Genomic DNA, 18,686 nt, shown 5'->3' with positions numbered 1-18,686 from the left:
GAATGTTCACTGTATTGAATTCCCATTTATTCGGCATATAGCTGGATAGCCTGCCGAGGAGATTAAAAAGTGGCCCGAAAGCCAATTACAACGCTACGCCCCGGCTCCGGGGCGAAACTGCGCAGAAACGACACCGAACTGCGTATCTCTTGATTTAACAAATTGGATGCTTTGGCGAACAACCAGAAATCCAGCGGTTCCAGGCTTTTCCAGTGATAATCCGCGCTGGCGTTGAGCAAGTGATAACCGGCCGTAGCCGTCTCGCTGGCGCCAGGGTGGTTTTGTGCTTCGCCACGGGTGTACCGCAAGGACATATTCCACAGAGAATCGCCAAAGCCTATTTCCGCACCGAATCGTAGCGGTGGCAGACGCGGCACGTCCGCCCGATCACCATTGGCGAATTGGCCTCTGACCCAATCGGAAAACAGCGTCAGTTTCAGTTGCCCGAACTGAGTGTCTGCTAAAGTGGCTTGCGCCTCGGCTTCATAGCCTACGAACAGCGCATTTCGCTGGTCATAAGCATAAATGGGTAGGCAATCGGCAGTGCTGACACACTCAGAGTAAAACTGTGACTCGTGATAGTTGTAAAAACCACCCGGGTCTATCTTTTGATAGATGTAGTTTTCAGTCCAGTTGTAATAAGCATTGGCTTTGGCTGCCAACCTGTTTGAGCGCCAGTCAAAACCCAGATCAGCCATGTTGACGGTTTCGTTGTCCAGTTGCACATTGCCGGCTTCAAAACTGCGTGTCGACAAGTGCGGCCCCAACGCTAATAACTCTTGAATATCCGGGGCTCGCTTAGCTCGGCTCAATGCCAAGGTCAGGCTGGCGCTATCCAGCACATCCCAGCGTGCCGACAGAGACGCTGAATCAGCGCGGAAACTCAGATCGTTGGGTAGGGCTACATCAGGGTAGACAGCTGGCTGATTGGGTGGTGCGGGGAATCTCAAGGATTTGGCTAAAGGATCGATACGGATGCGTTCGGTTCGCAGTCCAGCCTCTAAGGTCCATGAAGCCAGCTTAAGTTTTTGTAAGGTGAATAGGCCTAAGGTGTCGCTACGGGTTTGCGGGACGAACGTTTCAACGCCCAGCGCGGAAAAGTCTCTATCCAACCACTGTGCGCCGAAAGTACCGGTGAAATTGTCGAACAGCTTATGATCGATTTCGAAACGACCTTCCGCCGCTTGGTTATTGAAAACAGTGAAGGGTTGGCCACCTTCAAATTCGGTATGTTCGTAGTCGACGATGCCATAACGAAAAGCCAAGCGCTCAATGCCGGGGATAGCCGGATACCATTCGCTCTTGAAATCATAGCGGTTCTGGATCATCCCTATCCGGATACTGGGATTGAGTGCTTCCGGGCCCAATATGTCCTCAAAACCGCTAATGTCAATCTCCGGTAATATCAATTCCAGGCCGTCTAAATGGGTGGGATCAATACCGTGGCTACCCTTGGGTATGCCGTAGCGATTGCTGTAATGGCTGGCAGACATACCAGCCATCCCCGATTCGCCTAACCACGATAAGCCCACCGAGCCGCCGGAACTCTCGCTATCTGTGTTAGGAATGGTCTTTTCTGCGTTGAGAATATTGCTTAAACCGAATTGCGCTTGAATTGCGTCAGCATCAATCGCTTCTGCGGGGATCTCCGTATCGTTTCGATGACGATAGAAACCGCCTAACCTTAGGGCTATCATGTTTTCACCGAGATCCAGTTTGAACGCCGAATTGTTGCCATCGGCGTTGGTGTCGAAGCGGCTTTCCACTGCGCCTTCCACCGGATTTGTCGGCACCCGCTCCGGAATGCGATTGTCCTTGACATTGACCATGCCGCCGATTGCACTTCCGCCATACCGAATGGTATCTGGTCCCCGCACTATGTCGATTTGTTCGGCAAATAGTGGTTCGATGGCGACCGCGTGGTCAGGGCTGATGGTAGAGGCGTCGTGGCTGCCGATTCCATCCTGCATGATACGAACCCGAGAGCCGCTCAAGCCGCGAATCACCGGAACACCCACCCCGGGGCCAAACGACGCATTGGCAACGCCGAGTTGGCTTTCCAGCGTTTTGCCTAGGGTATCGGCTTGTTGCAGATACAGGGCATCCCCTTTGATCGTGGATTCTTGCGGAGATTGCTGTGTATGAAACACTTTGCCTACGACCTCTACAGTTTCCAGCGTCCCTGTAACCTCTTCGATGCCCTCGGCCTCGTCCTTGCTCTGGGGAGCTGTTTCGGCGCTTGCGATATTCGAGTTAGCTAGGGTAGTGGTAATCAAACAGAGCGAGATCAAAGCTCTACGCGCTGGCCTTAAACGAATTCTCATGTATTAGTCCTGGCATCAGTCACTATATTCGGCTTTGCCGGGCGTTTGATGGCACCCGACAATACCTACACGCGGATTGATGATTGGTTGTAGCTTAGGCGGCAACACGCTCTAAACGGCGGCGTCCGGCCGACACTAAGCCGAAAAGCGCCGACCCAAACAACCAAACTGCAGAAGGCACCGGTACAGCGGCCAAGGTAGCAGACACGGCGGTTTCAAAATCTGCCGAGGCCAGTCCGCGATTGAAAATGATAGAAAACGGTGCGGAGGCTGCTGAAACCGGCACCAGAGAGTCGGGCGCTGTTTCGAATAGTTGCAAAGTGACCCAATAGGCCCCCACACTGCCGCCCAACGAATTGCCGGCATTGCGAATCGACATGTCAAGATGCGAATGTAGATCCCCAGCACTATCAAGTTGATCGATTACCCCTATAGCATTTGTCACGCCGCTCGTGCTGAAGGTTGCTACATTGCCGAGGACGTCTTCAAATTCAATATGCTCCCCGTTAAGCACAGTGTTTGACCAGGAAGATCCGTTCCAGAATTTGAGTGAATCGAGCCCTTGAAACCGTAGCCAATTTCCAGCGCCAAAAGCACCTAAAGCTGTATCGGCATCGAATCCCGGATCGTCGGTGCGGTATGCGCCACCGGGCAAGTCTCCAAAATCCGCCTCAAACACGTCGCCATTGGTAAAGACCTGACTACCTACTTTCCAGGGCTGAATATCACCCTGATGCTGGTCTGCCGCAAAACTTACTGAAATGTTCAAACCTAATACCAACACAAATGTCGGCTTTAACCATTGATAGCCCATAACACTCTCCAAAAATTGATTGATCACACATTGGCCGGACATTCTGTTAAGCAGATCACAATCCGGCAGCGAATGTTATAATATAACATATCGAAAGAATCAACCAATTCTTGCTCGCGCGCTGATGCGAGGGTAGTTGCCACGCAACATTCGGCTATGTAAGGAATTGCGCTGACTGGTGGGGTAAACAAAATAAGCTATTACTGACTGGCTCGTGACTGCGGCGCTCGCTGTTAGCTGCCTGAGGCGGAAACAGGGAAAACAGCGCGGACTGAACGTTGCGCCGAAAATGGCAGCGGTGTGACTAGTGATTTTGCTGGGTGGGCTTAACAGGCAGACGATCGCTGAAGACTCGCTGCAATCAATCGAAGGCGAACAGAGTTTAACTACACTCAAAGGCTAGCTAAAACCGGTGCCGCGGGGTCGGAATCAAAGCTTTTCCGTTGCCTGACTTCCAATATTGAGATTGAGCAGAATGCTCCGTTCTGATGACAGGGGCGCCAGCGAAAAGTGCAAAGCAAGTTTTTCGCTAAAAAGCTGCCCATCGGGAAAACTGTGAAAGAGTGCGGTAGAGCTTATGAGGACGCTCACCCGCACTCGATTAGTGCTTAAGCTTCGTAGTTGGCGCTGGCGAATTCCCAGTTAACCAATGCCCAGAATGCTTCCAGATATTTAGGACGCAGATTGCGGAAATCGATGTAATAAGCGTGTTCCCAAACATCGCAAGTCAACAACGGCGTTTGGCCGGCAGTTAACGGGCAACCGGCGTTGCTGGTGCTAACCAGTTCCAGACCGCCTTTATCGTTTTTCACCAACCACGCCCAACCTGAGCCGAAAGTGGTAACCGCGCATTTGGTGAATTCTTCTTTGAATTTCTCGAAAGAACCAAAAGTTCTCTCAATGGCATTCGCCAGACCACCGGTAGGTTCGCCGCCACCGTTGGGAGACAGGCTGTTCCAATAGAAAGTGTGGTTCCAGATTTGCGCTGCGTTGTTGAATACGCCGCCAGAGGATTTTTTCACGATCTCTTCCAGAGACAAGCCTTCAAACTCAGTGCCGGGAACCAGATTGTTCAGATTGGTGACATAAGTTTGGTGATGTTTGCCGTAGTGGAATTCGATCGTTTCTGCGGAAATGTGCGGCGCCAATGCGTCTTTTGCGTACGGTAATGCAGGTAATTCAAAAGCCATCTTTATTCTCCAGATTGATTGAACAGCAGCAGTGATTAGGTACGGACTTATAGCCCGAACCTAATTACCCAGCATTATAATAAAGAATTATGCTTAACACAATCAGCATTGTAAATCAACAAGTTATAAGTATCTTTCTCAAGTGAGCATGATTTTGGGAAAGTCCACAGAGTCAGAAAACTTGTCAACAATCCCCACTTTCGCCCCGGCTTACTGCTTTCCCTTAATATGTACTTTCTGAATTAATTTGAATCAAAAAAATCATTTGGGTTTTAACCGAGATTGCTATCTTCTAAAATAAAGTTCAGTTGGGTCTTTTTCCATATCTTCTTGTTCCTCAAGTATTTTCACACGCTGGTTCAAGTCATCGTCGTCTGTATAAAAATCTTTCTTCCCATTTTTAAAATCCCTCATATCCTGCTGAATCTGTTGAATTGCGGCAATCTCTTGCTGGGTTAAAGGACGGCTACTTCGATGACCATATTTCCCTATTATCGCCGCAATAAAAAATATAGTGACTAATGAATAACTGATGCCAAACCGGTGCTGAAGGCTGCCGATCAGACCTGCGGTAATGTGGTGTTGAGTTTTCAAAAATTTAAAAGCGACGGCATCAATATCTATTCCCAGCGCGAGAATGAAAGCGAATTTGTGTTTCTGGCGCGCGATACCCAGACCCGCTATGTGGATAACCGTCCGTTATTGGTTGCCGGAAAGCCGGAGCTGCGCCGTTATACGGCGGTTTATGTGTTGAAAGACATGGAGGTGGGTCAATACAGTGATGAACTGGTGGTTAGTTGCGCGCCGTGAGCTTTTACGATGACCATCATAAAACCTCGCCAAGTGGCCGGTACTTTGAATTAGGTGATATCCACAAACGTAAATCCAGATTCTTGGTAGCAATCACGAAATGTGCGCCAGCAATGCATTGCGTGCTTCCGTAATGCGAATGAACTGTTCATTGCTGCCGCCGGCATCGGGATGGGCCTTTTGGGCCAGCCGTCGAAAAGCTGTTTTAATCTGCGATGATTCAAGCGTCCCGTCGATTGGCAGATTCAGTGTTTGACGGTGATGCCGTTCGTCCAATGGCTTGCGGTTGACTTGATGCCGGCGCTGGCCGCCATAAAGGCGCTCAAATTTTTCGTTTATGCGTTGTTCTGTGGCGCGGCGAATTTTCAGGGACTCCCGCCGCAGTTCCACTTGGTCGTCTTGCCATCTCTGGCGCGACATAACGATACACGCGGCGTAGGCGATTCGACCGTGCGTGTTTAGCTCGTCGAAACTGAAAGGGCCGACCATGTCGAAGGGTTCATCCAGCCAGGCGATTCTACCGCCAGCACTCGCTTCGACCCGCTGGATCACCACCGTGGTGACGAGGCCGAGCGCGCCATTCCAGATGACCCATTCTTCATCATCCGCAGACTTGTCATCCAAGGGATATCTCCTCGTCTTCGCCGTGACAATGACCACTAGGCAAGGTGCTGCTGGTCGGATGTCGTCCAGGAGTCAGCAACAATTGTGGGATGGTTTGAGGTAAACATTACAAAAATAGCCCTTTGGACATGAGTTTTTACTAAGTAAGCAAGTAGCACACCAATAAAACGGCACGGTTAAATCGGGCTTTATCCCCGACGATGACGAGCGAGTTAGCTTTAGAGATAGCCTTTTTTGAAAACCAGGCGTTAGGTAACGGAAGAATTTCCGCATCCACCAAGTTGTACCGACATATCTGGCATGAAGTTTGTAGAGTCTACAATTCCCAATAATCCGTGTTGGAGCACTTGGCTGGTATTTGAAGCCAAGCTTTTTGGAACGAACGCTCTCAATTAAACCGCAAGCGCCCCAGACCCTATTTCAGATTCATGATGACCCATAACAAAGTATTAACTCCCGAACAAATCGAACATTTATCGTCGTTGCGATACATCAATGTCATCGATGAACACATGAGAATCGTGGCCGGCGTTAAGGTGCTTGATAACACTGATCAGTACGACAACTCTGTGCTGTTGGTACTCGACATATTCATTGACGACAATCGCATCGACAAGATGAGCTTCAATTTGCACAATTATGCCTATGAAGAGATTGTGGCGCTCGCACGGGATATTCGTAACAACGACTACATTTTGCGAGCTGTTGACACTGCATTGGCTGGAGACAATGAATAAAATCTGACTCCCGCACCTGCTGCGCGACATCAGAAAAATTGCTGATTATCCCGATATTGCCGCGTTTCTCCCAAATGCCTCTCGAAATAGTTTCTAAATAAGAAACAAATAAAACAATAAACACATAATTGTTTATTTAATGGATGGGTTTATAGTGAAGTCGTGCTTACAAAGCGACCAAACACAAAAAGGTGAACCAGATGAATACTTCAAAAAGCTTATACAGAGACGCGATGACCGGAACGTTTTTTGTCATTGGCATGCTGAGCTTTATGTCTGGTCAATTTATCCTGTCCACGCTCTTGTTTGGTACTGCGTCCTTAGCCAGCAACTTGAATTTGGCTATGCCCGCTCATATATAGTTTTTGTGTGACCTCTTAGCGGCTCCTCCTGGCCGCGACACTCTATGGCCTCTACCGCTGATTACGGTAGAGGCTTTTTTTGTGTTTGTAAGAAGGCTATTTCCAACTGCGATGAAACTGACGACCATAGATGGATAATCGCAAGCGATGTAATTGAATAATCCAAGCTTTGAGTGCTCTTTGCGTCCGGAGGAGCGATAATGTGCTAACGCTGAAGAATCCCACTTTAGGAGGATTTATGGTCAGGCATTCAATGATTTTGGTATTTGGCTGGTTTTTGTCAGGCACGGCTTTTGGCGATCAGGATGACTGGGTCTATATACCTCGTCAACAGCCGCAGCAGCGACAATACCAACAGCAACCCGAACAGCAGCAATACAATCGCCGAGACGATTACAGGAATGACTACAATCAGGGTCGGGATTATCAAGACTATCAAAGTAATCAAGGCAATCAAGGTTACCAGGGCTATCAAGGCTATCAGGGTGGTTATCGCGGCTACATTCCTCAGCCTCCGACAGGCTATCAGGCTCCAGCCGATTATTATGGGTTACCGCCTGTAAGGGGTTTCGTCTACCCACCGCAACCGCAGCAAATGCCACGGTTTGAGAATCACCATCGCGGTCGCTGGTAGCTATAAATCTGATTATTGATCGTTGGCATGAAAAACGCTTCAGGCTTTCGACACTTTTTTCGCTACAATTTACCTTATGATCCAGAGCGTTTTTGTCGGGAATTCGATAAATTGTCGGACTGTTGTTAAGCATTCCCTGGGTTAGGCTGTTTTTTTGCGGGTTTTGGGGTTGCCAAGAAAGTGCTGGTTTTCTATGTATAAGGAAACTCTGAACAAGTTGATTGCGCTCATACCCTCAGGGCACAAGTGGTTCGATAAGCTCGCCACGAGCGGAATCAATAACATACGGTTCGCCTTGAGCCTGTCGAAGGACTTAAGCAGAGCGTCCTTAAGCATTTAAAAACAAATAGTTATTTCCCGATGTTGCAGCCAGTGGAACTTGGTCATGATTTTGCTTGGCTGTTGATGCCTGTCCAAAATCAAATTGACTAAGGGGAATAAAATGTTTGAACACAAAAATCTTGACGGCATCTGGAACCGCGTCGTTTCTGCAAGCAATGCCTTTCTGAGCGGCGATATTCTTGAAACTCGGGATATGGTGGGCACCGAACCCGAGAAAATCGCCCGTATGCAATTTGCTGTGATCGGCCAATACTTGGTCGAGCGTTGCCTGCCGCCAGAAGCCTTGAGTGAAACTTGGGCGCAGGATACCGGCAAACTGCCTTGGTGGGATTCCGTTAAAAACCCGCCGCATATGGGCATTATTGCCGACTTCAACAGCCACAACGGTGGCCTGCATCGTATTCCTTTCGACGCCAATCATAATGTCGTCGGCTTTGCCAGTGATGGTGAGGAAATCGTTCTGGGTAAAGGTGTGTACACGGTTATTCGCAAAAGCGATGGCAAAGAGTTAAGCGCCGCATCGAAGAGTGAATTGCGCGAGTTGTATTTCGCGTAACCGGCGGATTGATGGGCATAGGACTGGGTTGAGCCAAGCGAAACCCAGTTTTAAAAAGCCTGGAATGGCCATGGCCGACCTTTTAAGTTTCCAGGGTTTGGGCATCCAATTTACGATGATCTCTGATTCTGTCTTTAGCTGCGAATAGCTGTTTTCCCCGAAACGACACGCAGTTTTCCCACTTCCGCTCACCGGCATGATGTGTTTTAGGTAATAATCGGCGCGTAGCTGAAAATGTTACGAGTTTTTCGCTGAACGCTGATTATCGGAACAGAACATGGGTATACAGGACCGCGACTACTACCGGGAAAAATATAAACAGGCGTCGCCAGGCAACAGTCCCGATTTTGTTGTCAATCAGAAAACCCCGCGTCGTCAGGTAAAAACACCCAGCAGTGCGCCTTACCTGTTGTTTCCGGTGTTAACCATTGCCGCACTGTGGTACGGCGCCGATGCCTTTTTGACGTTCCAACAGGCCAAAAGGCAGACGGAGATACCGCTACCGGTCGCTAGTGCTCCGCAAGCCCAGCCAAAATCCAATCTGATTTCCCCCAAAGCCGGCGGCGTTGTCTTGAAAACCGACCCCCAAGGTCATTTTCGCGGCACGGTGCTGGTCAATAACGTGCCCATGCCTTTTCTGATCGATACTGGTGCTACCAAAACCGTGATTCCCAGCAGGATGGCAATCCAAGCCGGTTTGCCCGTTGGCGGGGTGGTGCAATCTAATACCGCTGGCGGCAAAGTATCGGATCGCGCGACTCAAATCACAAGCCTTGTTTTGGGCAGTGCCGTCATCAAAAATCTTGATGCGCACATCAACGATCATCTGGATGAAGTGTTGATTGGGATGAATACTTTAAAATATTTCCAGATGACGCAAACCGGCAATACGCTGACCTTGGTAGCCAATAATCAAGCCGGCAACAGACCCGCGAATCAGTCCATGACCAGCCTGGAGACTATGGCTGCCAATCAAGCGATTAAAAAGCCCACGACCATCGAAAAGACCGTGCATTGCGATGAACATAAGGTCTGCACCACAACTTACAGCGATCATTGATGCCAGCCATTAGCAGCAGTTTTTATGCTTACCTATCGCGCTTGCGTTGGATCAAGCGCTGGGGTTTGAAGCGCAACGCCCATGAAGAAAACGTCATGGAGCACAGCTGGGAGGTGGCCGTGATTGCCCATACCCTGGCCTTGATCAAAAATCGCTACTTCGCCGGTCAAGTCGACGCCAACGCCATAGCTACCGCCGCGCTGTATCATGATGTGACCGAAGTGATTACCGGCGATTTACCGACACCTATCAAATACCACTCGCCGGCGATACTCGGCGCGTATAAGCAAATCGAACAACAGGCCGAAACCGAGCTGTTGAAGTTGTTGCCGGACGCCTTGCGCGAGGATTTTGGATCATTTATTCAACACGAAAGCCTGCCGGAGGCTCATCAGCACATCATCAAAGCGGCCGATAAAATTTCGGCCTACCTAAAATGCCAGGCCGAACTCAAGGCCGGCAATACCGAGTTTGAAATGGCCGCCGAGCAATTGGCTAAAAATATTCATGAACTGCAACAGCCGGAAGTGGTGTTTTTTATGCAGGCCTTTGCGCCGAGCTGCGGTTTAACCCTGGATGGCTTAATGCAAAAAAGCGATTCCGAAAAAGACCGGGCTCTATAGTCCGCGCACCAATAGTTTCAACTGATTTTTAAATTCGCTTTTCAGCCGATAAAGCTGCGCCGGGCGATGCGCACCGGCTGATTCGGTCTGCCCAGACACTGCTTCCAATACCCCTAGTTCGTCCATTTTTCGTCGGAAGCTGACTTTGTTCAAGGTTTCGCCTAAGCAGGCCTCGTAAATCTTCTGCAATCTTGGCAGGCTGAAGGTTTCCCCCGCCAAATAACAAGGCAAGGAGGAATACTGCGATTTGTTGCGAATTCGGTCCACAGCGGCAGCTATGATCTCGTTATGGTCAAACGGTAAGCGCCGCAAGGCATCCACTGGCCAAATCGTCAGGCCCGGATTGGTTGCGGACAGGATCAAATCGGCATCGACCAAGGCAAAATACACCACCGAGATTGACCAGCCGCGCGGATCTCGCGCTGCGCCGGCAAAAGTTTTCAGTTGCTCTAAATAGGGCGGTAGCAAGCCGGTTTTCTGTTGCAGGATGCGTACGGCAGCGTCCAGGCAATCCCTATCGTCTTGGGCGTGGATATAACCGCCGGGCAAGGCTTCCTGGTTTGCATAGGGTTCTTTGTCGCGTTTGGACAGCGTGACACACAAGCGATCATCTTTGATGATCAGCAAGACGATATCGACGGTTGAAATAATTGACTCGGACATATCAATATTGAGTTGGGCGATGCGAGGGATCTTACTTAGTAAAGGATTATAAACAGTTCTATCAATACCTTTATAAAAACTGGGTCGTGAAATATTTTTGTTAGTTGCATTATGTAACTAACTTGGTTAAGCTAAGCCCAACTCAAATATTGTTGCAGGTTAAAGCCCATGCCAAATACTCAATTATTGATCATCGATGCGCAAAACGATTTCTGCGATCACGCTACCGAAGGGTATGTTCCGGCCCTACCTGTGCCCGGCGCCTATCAGGATTGCCTGAGACTGGCGCAACTGATTGAGCGAGTTGGACTTGCCATTAGCGGCATTATCGCCACGCTCGATACCCATCATATGATCGATCTAGCTCACAACACATCTTGGCTAACTGAACACGGCGTAGCGCCGCCGCCTTTTTCCTTGGTGACCGCCGCTGATTTTTTATCAGGCCGTTATCGCCTGGCTGCCACACCGGTGTCACCGGAGCAAAACGATTATGTTCTAAACTACCTGACGCAACTGGAACAGATGCAGCGGCCTTTTATACTGTGGCCGCCGCATTGTTTAATCGGTACACCGGGACACAATCTTAATACTGAACTGGCCCAAGCCTTAAGCAATTGGGAAACGCGGACCGGCAAGCCCGTTACCTTTATGCAAAAAGGCGAAAACATTTGGACGGAAAGCTTTTCGGCGTTAAAGGCTGTCATCCCCGATCCTGCCGATCAGGCCACGGGGTTGAATCGGGCTGTGTTGGAAATGCTCGCTCGGTCGGATCGTATATTAATCGCCGGCCAAGCCAGCAGTCATTGCGTCAAGGAAACGATTAACGACATCTTGCAGTTCGGAGCTGCCGGGCTAAAACACAAACTGGTAGTACTGACTGACTGCATGAGTCCGGTGAGTGGATTTGAAGCGGCAGTCGAGCAATTTTTTACCGAACTGCGCTCTCAGGGTATTCGTCTGGCGACCAGCGCCGAAATTGCGTTAGAACTCGTCCCCGCAAACACTAAATTTTAAGGAATGCCCATGACTGCCATCGTCAAAAGCCTGCTAGAAAACGATTTATACAAATTTCCGATGTGGCAAACCATGCTGCATAAGCGGCCGGAAGCCAGCGCAGAGTATGATTTTATCTGCCGGAGCACACCGGAATATCCGCTGGCTGACTTGCTGGGCGATGTCAAACAAGAACTGGATCATCTCTGTTCCTTACAATTCGCCGATGACGAACTGGCCTATTTAGCCAAGCTGCGTTATTTGAAGCCGGATTTTATCGAGTTCCTGTCCTTGTTTCGCTTTAGAAGCAAATACATCAAGGCATTTGCCGAAGGTGACACCCTGAGAATTCAAGCCCAGGGCCCGCAAGTGCATGTGATGAATTTCGAGATATTTTGTTTGTACATCGTCTCGGAACTGTATTTTCGTCGCTTCGACCAGGCGGCGCTGCTGGTGGAAGGCCGCCGTCGTTTGCAGGAAAAATTGGCTACCCTGAAAGCCTTTGCCGAGCAACCCGCAAAAACCCATGCCTTCGAGATTTTCGATTTTGGTTTACGCCGGCGCGCCTGGGGTAGCTGGCAAGAAGAAGTGGTGCGGACGTTTCAAGCCGAAGTGCCAAGCTTGTTCAAAGGCACGTCCAACGTGTATCTGGCCAAACAATTCGGTTTAACGCCGATTGGGACGATGGCGCATGAGTATCTGCAATCTTACCAAGCCCATGTGGTGCGGCTGCGCGAGTTTCAGCGCATGGCTTTGGAAGATTGGGCGCAGGAATTTCGCGGCGACCTGGGGGTGGCGTTGACTGACACCATCGGCATGGATGCTTTCCTGCGCGATTTTGATTTGTATTTTGCCAAGTTGTTTGACGGCCTACGGCATGACTCCGGCGACCCAGTGGTTTGGGGTGAGAAAGCCATCGCCCATTATCAAAAACTGCGCATCAATCCTCACAGCAAACGCCTGGTGTTTTCCGATGGTTTGGATATTCCCAAGGCGATTGGTCTGTATCAGCATTTTGCTGACCGCATTCAGCTGGGCTTTGGCATAGGTACCCATTTGACCAACGATCTTGGCGGCCCCAAGCCTTTGAATATTGTGATGAAGCTGGTGCGCTGTAACGGCGACCCGGTGGCTAAATTGTCTGACGCTCCCGGCAAGACCTTATGCAATGACCAAACCTTTATTGCCTATTTGCGGCAGATTTTTAATCACTACGCCTAAATTCTGCATAGGAATTTTTTATGTCTACACGTAATGCCTTGACCGTCGCCATTGCCCAAATCAATCCGATGGTCGGTGATTTTGCCGGCAACCTGGAGATTGCCAAGGATGCTTTCCGGATAGCCGGCGAACAGCAGGCGCAACTCTTGGTTTTCCCGGAGCTATCTTTATGCGGTTATTACCCCGGCGACCTGTTGAACGACTCGGCGTTTATCCGCAAAGCTTACGATGCGCTGGCGGAGCTGACCGCTTTTTCAACACAGTTTCCAGACATCACCGCCATTGTCGGCATGCCGAAAAAATCTAGCGGTCCCGGCAAACCGCTGTATAACGCGCTGATTGCGATACGTAACGGCGAAATGATTGCCGAATATCACAAGCAATTACTACCCACCTACAATATTTTCGACGAGCGCCGTCACTTCGAACCGGGTCAACAGGGCGCGGTTAGTATCGAGATCCGCGGCTACAAGGTCGGGCTGATGATTTGCGAAGACGGCTGGAACGACAATGCCGACGATTATCCGGTTAATCCTTACGAAGCGCTTGCTGAAATTCGCCCGGATTTGGTGGTCAGCATCAATGCCAGCCCGTCCAATATCGGTAAACGCACACAGCGGCATCGAGTGATTTGCGGAGCGGCACGCCGACACGCGTTGCCGATACTGTACGTCAATCAAGTCGGCGGGCAAGACAGTATTGTGTTCGACGGGGCTTCGTTTGCGGTGAACGCCAACGGCGAGATTGCGCGCGAGTGGCCGGCCTTTGAAACCGTAATAGATGCGCTGAATTTTGTAGAGGACGGATTTCAAACCATTGCGCAACCGGCCGAACCCCAAGTCGATAACGATCAGGAATTCATTTTGCAACATATTTTGTTGGGCTTGCGCGACTATGTGCGGCGTTGCGGCTTCAAGCAAGTCGTGGTGGGTTCGTCGGGCGGCATCGATTCGGCGCTGACGATTGCCATTGCCGTCGAGGCCTTGGGGCCGGAGAATGTCATCGCCATCACGATGCCGTCGGCATTTTCCAGTAGCGGTTCGGTGAGCGATTCGCAACTGCTTTGCGATGCCTTGGGCGTACAACTTTACAGCTATCCGATCAAGACGCTGGTGAGCGATTTTGGCGAGCAATTTAAAAGTAGTTTTACCGAAGAGCTGCGCGGTTTGAGCCTGGAAAATTTGCAGGCCCGCCTGCGAGACCATCCTGATGGCTTATTCCAATCAGTCCGGTGCAATGGTCCTTACCACCGGTAACAAAAGCGAGATATCGGTCGGTTATTGCACGCTGTACGGCGATACCAACGGCGGCTTGGGCCTGATCGGCGATCTTTACAAAACCGAAGTGTATCGCTTATCGGCCTATATTAATCAGCGCGCCAATCGCGAGATCATTCCCGCAGCAATCTTAACGAAACCGCCATCCGCCGAATTGGCGCCCGATCAGAAAGACACCGATAGCTTGCCGCCTTACGAGGTGCTGGATGAAATCTTGAAACTGTTGATTGAAGGTAAGCAGTTGGCTGACCGGGAATACCAACAAGCCCAGGAGTTTGTAGCAGGCTATCGAGCCACCGCCGCCGGCGAAGCGGTGTACCAACGCATCGTCGGCATGATAGCGCGCAACGAGTACAAACGCCGGCAGGCGCCGCCCATCATTCGCGTGCGGCCACGAGCGTTTGGCGCCGGCCGGCAAATGCCCATTGCGGCCAAGCACTAAGGGTGATGCTCATGACGAAATACCAAAAAGCCATAGTAATAGGCCGTTACCAAATCTATCACAAGGGTCATGAGCAGCTAACCAAGCAGGCGCTGGAAATCGCCGATGAGGTATTGGTGATTGTCGGTTCGTCCTTCCAGTCCAGAAACATCCGCAATCCGTTTAAATGGACCGAACGTGCCGCCATGATCGCAGCCACGTTGCCGGAGAGCGATCAAGCCCGCCTGCGGTTTATACCGGTGCGGGATTATTACGACGACACACTTTGGAATGCCGATGTCAGGCGGCAGGTTGGCGCATGTGTTTCCGAAGCCGACCAGGTCGCTTTGGTAGGCTTTAAAAAAGACGATACCACTTATTATCTGGATAACTTTCCAGATTGGTCCATGGTGGAGGTAGAGTCAGAGTTTGATATCGATGCCACGGCGTTGCGCAACCAGTTGTTTGCGGCGGAAAGCGCGGAGACAGCCTTGGCAAACATCGCCAGTCGCATTTCGATACCGGTGCGGGAATTTTTAAATGATTGGTCAAACAGTTCTGAATACGCGGTATTAAAAGCCGAATACGCCAAAATCGATCAAGAGAATCAAGTCTACGCCGGCATTCCCTGGGATGTTATTTCGACTACAGTGGATGCCGTGGTTACCTGCAACGATCATGTATTACTTGGCAAACGCAAGAATCATCCAGGCAAAGGTTTATGGGCTATCCCCGGTGGCTTCCTGGAAAAACGCGAATCCTTGCTGCAAGGCGCGATCCGCGAATTGAAGGAAGAAACCAGCCTGAACGTGCCAGATGCCAGTTTGCGAGATTGTCTGCAACACGTTAAAGTTTTTTCCCACCCAAGAAGATCGTGCCGTGGACGCGTCATTACTCATGCGCATCACTTTGCTTTGGCAACACCTTGGCCGGATAAGACTTGGCCTGAGATCAGGGCCGCGGACGATCTTGAAACTGTAGCCTGGATACCGATCAAGCAGCTACCGGTATTGGAAGAAGAGCTGTTTGAAGACCACTTCGCTATCTTGTGCAACTTCCTGCCAATTCGAGCCTGATCAGGAGCGTTACTAGAACAATGCGCCTCATTTAACCTTAGCAGGTCAGCGGAGAAGAGAATTAAATAGGTAAAATGCCTTATTTTCACTCGCCACAACCTACTTTCTCTATCAAGCGAGGGGTTTGCGCTTCGTGCTGAATAGTTACGGAAATTCTTCAATGAAACCCGAAGATTTACAAAAGCTGCTTAGCTTTCCAATGCCTTACGGCAAATACAAGGGCTGCGTCATCGCCGATTTGCCCGGTCACTACCTCAACTGGTTTGCGCGCGAGGGATTTCCTGGCGGCGAACTGGGCAGGCTATTGGCATTGATGCAGGAGATGGATCACAACGGCCTGAAACCTCTGCTCGATCCGCTCAGACAAATAAGGTCCTGATTAATCGGCTTGGATATCTGTACCACCTGCATTGGGCGGCATTTGCCCGGCATCAGACGGCTAGTTTTTAGGCAAAAAAATCCGACACGAGGCCGGACTGAGGGAGGAAGTTATTGCGCTGAACATCTATGCAATGGTGAATATAGTATCAGTGTTTTCTAATGCTGAGAATGCGACATAATGTCACGTGCCACTTGGCCGATACTCAGCTTAATGATGCCCGTGGTGACCGAAATGCCCGCGACCGTGATGGCCGCCATAGCCCCTATGGCCTCCATATCCCCACCCGCCGCGAAACATTGGTACGGGTACCGGCACAACTGGCGCTGAATAACCGTAACTGTAGCCGTAGCTACCATAACCATATGGGGTGTACGTCGCTGGATAGGAATCGGCATAGGGCGCGTAAGCCACACAGCCGCTCAACATCGTCAGACTCAAAAAAATTAGCGCCAAGCGTATTCTAGTGTTCACGACTACCAACCTCGCCGTATATTCCGATCACAACGCGATGCACGGATGGGCTGTTGGTAGACAAATCCTCTTACTGGCGGCAACCTGTAATAGTCTGCCGGGGCCTGATAATAGCCCACTGCGGGTGGCGGCGCGTATGTTCGGTAATGCGGGTTGTTATAGTTATACCCATAATTATCCCGCCGATAGTTATGATGGCGTCTATTGCCCCAGTCTCCATCATCCGCAAATGTTGCGCTCGAAAAGAGCAAGATGATTGCTAATAGTGTGGTCAGCCTGAACATAAACCCTCCTTATCCGGGATCTTCAGTTGCGGCTCATTGTTCTCTCGCAGGCTTAAACATCTCTTAACTGACGATTATTCTTGAACTGACTTTTTTGGTGGCAGGTATTGATCGATGGTTCCTCCTGATTTCATCTTTCCATAAAATACCTGGCTGGATAGCGTGTTGTAAGGTAAAACAGCTAACAATTGCATTTAATAGGGAGACCACATGAGCAACCTGTTTGAGCCCATCAAAGTAGGGGACATCAATTTACCGAACCGAATCGTGCTGGCGCCTTTGACGCGTTGCCGGGCCAACGCCGGCCGCGTGCCTAACGAGTTGATGGCCGAATACTACGCGCAGAGAGCGGATGCCGGGCTGATCCTGAGCGAGGCCACTAGCGTATCCGCGCAAGGCGTGGGTTACCCCGACACGCCCGGCATTTGGTCGGATGAGCAAGTGACAGGCTGGACCAAGGTGACCCAAGCGGTACATGCAGCCGGCGGACGAATGTTCCTGCAACTCTGGCACGTTGGCCGGGTATCGCATCCGGATTACCTAAACGGCGAGTTGCCCGTCGCGCCCAGTGCGATTGCGCCCTTGGGGCATGTCAGCTTGCTGCGGCCAATGCGGGATTACGTGATACCCAGAGCCTTGGATATCAGCGAAATTCCCGGCATTGTCGAGACTTACCGCCAAGGCGCGGAAAACGCCAAACGTGCCGGTTTTGACGGCGTGGAGATTCACGGCGCTAATGGCTATCTGTTAGACCAGTTTTTGCAGGACAGCACCAATAAAAGAACCGATGCTTACGGCGGCTCGGTGGAAAACCGTGCTCGCTTGATGTTGGAAGTGACCGATGCAGCCATTTCGGTATGGGGTGCCGGTCGTGTAGGTGTGCATCTTGCCCCCAGGGGGGATTCGCATACTATGGGCGATTCCGATCCTATAAGCACATTTGGGTACCTGGCGGAGCAATTGGGCAAACGCGGTATCGCCTTCATTTTTACCCGTGAATCGCTCGGAGAAAATCGTATTAGCCCGACGTTGAAAAAGCGTTTTGGCGGTGTGCTGATAGCCAACGAAGGTTTTAATCGGGAAACCGCGCAGCAAGTCATTGCCGACGGTGAAGCGGATGCCGTCTCGTTTGGGAAGGACTACATTGCCAATCCCGATTTAGTGCGCCGCCTGCAATTGAATGTGCCTCTAAACCCTTACCATGCTGAAACCTTTTATGGTGCTGCGGGGCAGGACCCGAAAATTGGTTATACCGATTACCCTTGTTTGCCAGCGGATCTGGGTTAACTAACAAGCAGCGATGAAGTCGATTCCGTGGTGCAGTCTCAGGCGGGACCAAGGTTTAAACGCCTGTTGGATACGATATTCGTCACTGCATTGTTAGTAGTGATGGCCGCCGGGGGCATTCGCCTGGTTGGCAAGCGTTAACCCTTAATTCTACTTTGTCAGATTACATGACTAACCTTGTTCAAGGTCGTCATTCCGGCATGGATTGCCGGAGCCGTTAGACCGCGTAGCGAATCCAGGCTGTATGGATGACTCGAAGCTTGTCATCCGTGGCACTGGATGCCCGCTCTTGTGCCCTGTGGGTATCCCAGCGGGCATGACGACCTGGAAGATAATCTGACAAAGTAGAATTAAGCTGACCGAAGTTTCCGACCTATCCGCGATTAAACTGGCTTGCAAAACGGCTTGAAGTATATGCATGTTTGGGAAAGGCTTCATTATATATGGCCCTGTAGCTGCCGTTCCCACAGCGCCAATACCCTAAGCTAGGAACTTGAAGGTGCCCATTTATTCGCACTAGGGGCGTCAAAGG

General features: G+C 50.5%; 20 protein-coding genes. 13 read left to right on the top strand and 7 right to left on the bottom strand.

The features are described 5' to 3' along the window. Nucleotides 1–62 precede the first annotated feature (62 nt). The 4 genes from A1332_RS23285 to A1332_RS25505 all read right to left on the bottom strand — a co-directional run bounded on the left by A1332_RS23285 (nt 63) and on the right by A1332_RS25505 (nt 4,922). Nucleotides 63–2,324 carry a TonB-dependent receptor gene (locus A1332_RS23285; protein WP_064010779.1) on the bottom strand — a complete coding sequence of 754 codons (2,262 nt, stop codon included), beginning with the start codon at nt 2,322–2,324 and terminating at the stop codon, nt 63–65. 94 nt (nt 2,325–2,418) lie between these two features. Next, on the bottom strand, nt 2,419–3,138 hold the full coding sequence (locus A1332_RS23280) for a PEP-CTERM sorting domain-containing protein (RefSeq protein ID WP_157204102.1): 720 nt from the start codon (nt 3,136–3,138) through the stop codon (nt 2,419–2,421). Nucleotides 3,139–3,746: 608 nt separating this feature from the next. Further along, nucleotides 3,747–4,328: a superoxide dismutase [Fe] gene (sodB, locus tag A1332_RS23275; protein ID WP_020484147.1), complete on the bottom strand. Its 582-nt coding sequence runs from the start codon at nt 4,326–4,328 to the stop codon at nt 3,747–3,749. A 285-nt stretch (nt 4,329–4,613) separates the two neighbouring features. Next, entirely contained in the window at nt 4,614–4,922 is a 309-nt protein-coding gene (locus tag A1332_RS25505) for a hypothetical protein (RefSeq protein ID WP_157204101.1), read from the bottom strand. Here A1332_RS25505 and A1332_RS23270 point away from each other — a divergent pair. Beyond that, a complete protein-coding gene (locus A1332_RS23270) occupies nt 4,911–5,138 on the top strand; it encodes a hypothetical protein (RefSeq protein ID WP_157204100.1) in 228 nt (75 codons plus the stop codon). The genes A1332_RS25505 and A1332_RS23270 overlap by 12 nt on opposite strands. 93 nt (nt 5,139–5,231) lie before the next feature. Here the strand turns inward: A1332_RS23270 and A1332_RS23265 are convergent, their stop codons facing one another. Continuing rightward, nucleotides 5,232–5,762, bottom strand: a complete 531-nt coding sequence (locus A1332_RS23265; RefSeq protein WP_064010776.1) for a DnaJ domain-containing protein — start codon at nt 5,760–5,762, stop codon at nt 5,232–5,234. A 428-nt stretch (nt 5,763–6,190) separates the two neighbouring features. Here A1332_RS23265 and A1332_RS23260 point away from each other — a divergent pair, with 428 nt between their 5' ends. The 5 genes from A1332_RS23260 (at nt 6,191) to yfbR (ending at nt 10,076) form a co-directional block, all read left to right on the top strand. Beyond that, nucleotides 6,191–6,499 (top strand): hypothetical protein, encoded by a 309-nt coding sequence (locus A1332_RS23260; RefSeq protein ID WP_157204099.1) that lies wholly within the window; start codon nt 6,191–6,193, stop codon nt 6,497–6,499. Between the two features lie 600 nt (nt 6,500–7,099). After that, nucleotides 7,100–7,495 carry a hypothetical protein gene (locus tag A1332_RS23255; protein WP_157204098.1) on the top strand — a complete coding sequence of 132 codons (396 nt, stop codon included), beginning with the start codon at nt 7,100–7,102 and terminating at the stop codon, nt 7,493–7,495. A 442-nt stretch (nt 7,496–7,937) separates the two neighbouring features. Then, nucleotides 7,938–8,393 carry a hypothetical protein gene (locus A1332_RS23245; RefSeq protein ID WP_064010772.1) on the top strand — a complete coding sequence of 152 codons (456 nt, stop codon included), beginning with the start codon at nt 7,938–7,940 and terminating at the stop codon, nt 8,391–8,393. Nucleotides 8,394–8,670: 277 nt separating this feature from the next. Then, nucleotides 8,671–9,453: a retropepsin-like aspartic protease family protein gene (locus A1332_RS23240; protein ID WP_064010771.1), complete on the top strand. Its 783-nt coding sequence runs from the start codon at nt 8,671–8,673 to the stop codon at nt 9,451–9,453. After that, nucleotides 9,453–10,076: a 5'-deoxynucleotidase gene (yfbR, locus tag A1332_RS23235; RefSeq protein ID WP_064010770.1), complete on the top strand. Its 624-nt coding sequence runs from the start codon at nt 9,453–9,455 to the stop codon at nt 10,074–10,076. The genes A1332_RS23240 and yfbR overlap by 1 nt, the downstream gene beginning before the upstream one ends. On the opposite strand, the gene A1332_RS23230 is transcribed toward yfbR, so the two are convergent. Continuing rightward, nucleotides 10,071–10,739 (bottom strand): NUDIX hydrolase, encoded by a 669-nt coding sequence (locus tag A1332_RS23230; protein WP_064010769.1) that lies wholly within the window; start codon nt 10,737–10,739, stop codon nt 10,071–10,073. The genes yfbR and A1332_RS23230 overlap by 6 nt on opposite strands. A gap of 168 nt (nt 10,740–10,907) precedes the next feature. Between A1332_RS23230 and A1332_RS23225 the strand changes: the two genes are divergently transcribed. The 6 genes from A1332_RS23225 to A1332_RS23205 all read left to right on the top strand — a co-directional run bounded on the left by A1332_RS23225 (nt 10,908) and on the right by A1332_RS23205 (nt 16,109). After that, nucleotides 10,908–11,756 carry an isochorismatase family protein gene (locus tag A1332_RS23225; RefSeq protein ID WP_064010768.1) on the top strand — a complete coding sequence of 283 codons (849 nt, stop codon included), beginning with the start codon at nt 10,908–10,910 and terminating at the stop codon, nt 11,754–11,756. A 9-nt stretch (nt 11,757–11,765) separates the two neighbouring features. Continuing rightward, a complete protein-coding gene (gene pncB, locus A1332_RS23220) occupies nt 11,766–12,956 on the top strand; it encodes a nicotinate phosphoribosyltransferase (protein ID WP_064010767.1) in 1,191 nt (396 codons plus the stop codon). A gap of 20 nt (nt 12,957–12,976) precedes the next feature. Then, entirely contained in the window at nt 12,977–14,212 is a 1,236-nt protein-coding gene (locus A1332_RS26395) for a nitrilase-related carbon-nitrogen hydrolase (protein ID WP_269454675.1), read from the top strand. Further along, nucleotides 14,166–14,675 carry an NAD(+) synthase gene (nadE, locus tag A1332_RS26390; RefSeq protein ID WP_269454674.1) on the top strand — a complete coding sequence of 170 codons (510 nt, stop codon included), beginning with the start codon at nt 14,166–14,168 and terminating at the stop codon, nt 14,673–14,675. Before A1332_RS26395 ends, nadE begins: the two co-directional genes overlap by 47 nt. An 11-nt stretch (nt 14,676–14,686) precedes the next feature. Further along, nucleotides 14,687–15,730 (top strand): NUDIX domain-containing protein, encoded by a 1,044-nt coding sequence (locus A1332_RS23210; RefSeq protein ID WP_064010766.1) that lies wholly within the window; start codon nt 14,687–14,689, stop codon nt 15,728–15,730. Nucleotides 15,731–15,890: 160 nt separating this feature from the next. Next, a complete protein-coding gene (locus tag A1332_RS23205) occupies nt 15,891–16,109 on the top strand; it encodes a DUF3820 family protein (RefSeq protein ID WP_064010765.1) in 219 nt (72 codons plus the stop codon). Between the two features lie 210 nt (nt 16,110–16,319). Here the strand turns inward: A1332_RS23205 and A1332_RS23200 are convergent, their stop codons facing one another. Then, complete coding sequence (locus A1332_RS23200) at nt 16,320–16,583, bottom strand: hypothetical protein (RefSeq protein ID WP_197491549.1); 264 nt, start codon at nt 16,581–16,583, stop codon at nt 16,320–16,322. A 494-nt stretch (nt 16,584–17,077) separates the two neighbouring features. On the opposite strand from A1332_RS23200, the gene A1332_RS23195 reads away from it, so the two are divergent. Beyond that, nucleotides 17,078–18,154 (top strand): alkene reductase, encoded by a 1,077-nt coding sequence (locus A1332_RS23195; protein WP_064010763.1) that lies wholly within the window; start codon nt 17,078–17,080, stop codon nt 18,152–18,154. The last annotated feature ends 532 nt before the right edge of the window (nt 18,155–18,686 follow it).

The organism is Methylomonas methanica (genome assembly GCF_001644035.1).
Taxonomy (GTDB): domain Bacteria; phylum Pseudomonadota; class Gammaproteobacteria; order Methylococcales; family Methylomonadaceae; genus Methylomonas; species Methylomonas methanica_A.
Note: the sequence above shows the minus strand (reverse complement) of the source record. Positions and strands in the feature narration are given on the sequence as shown.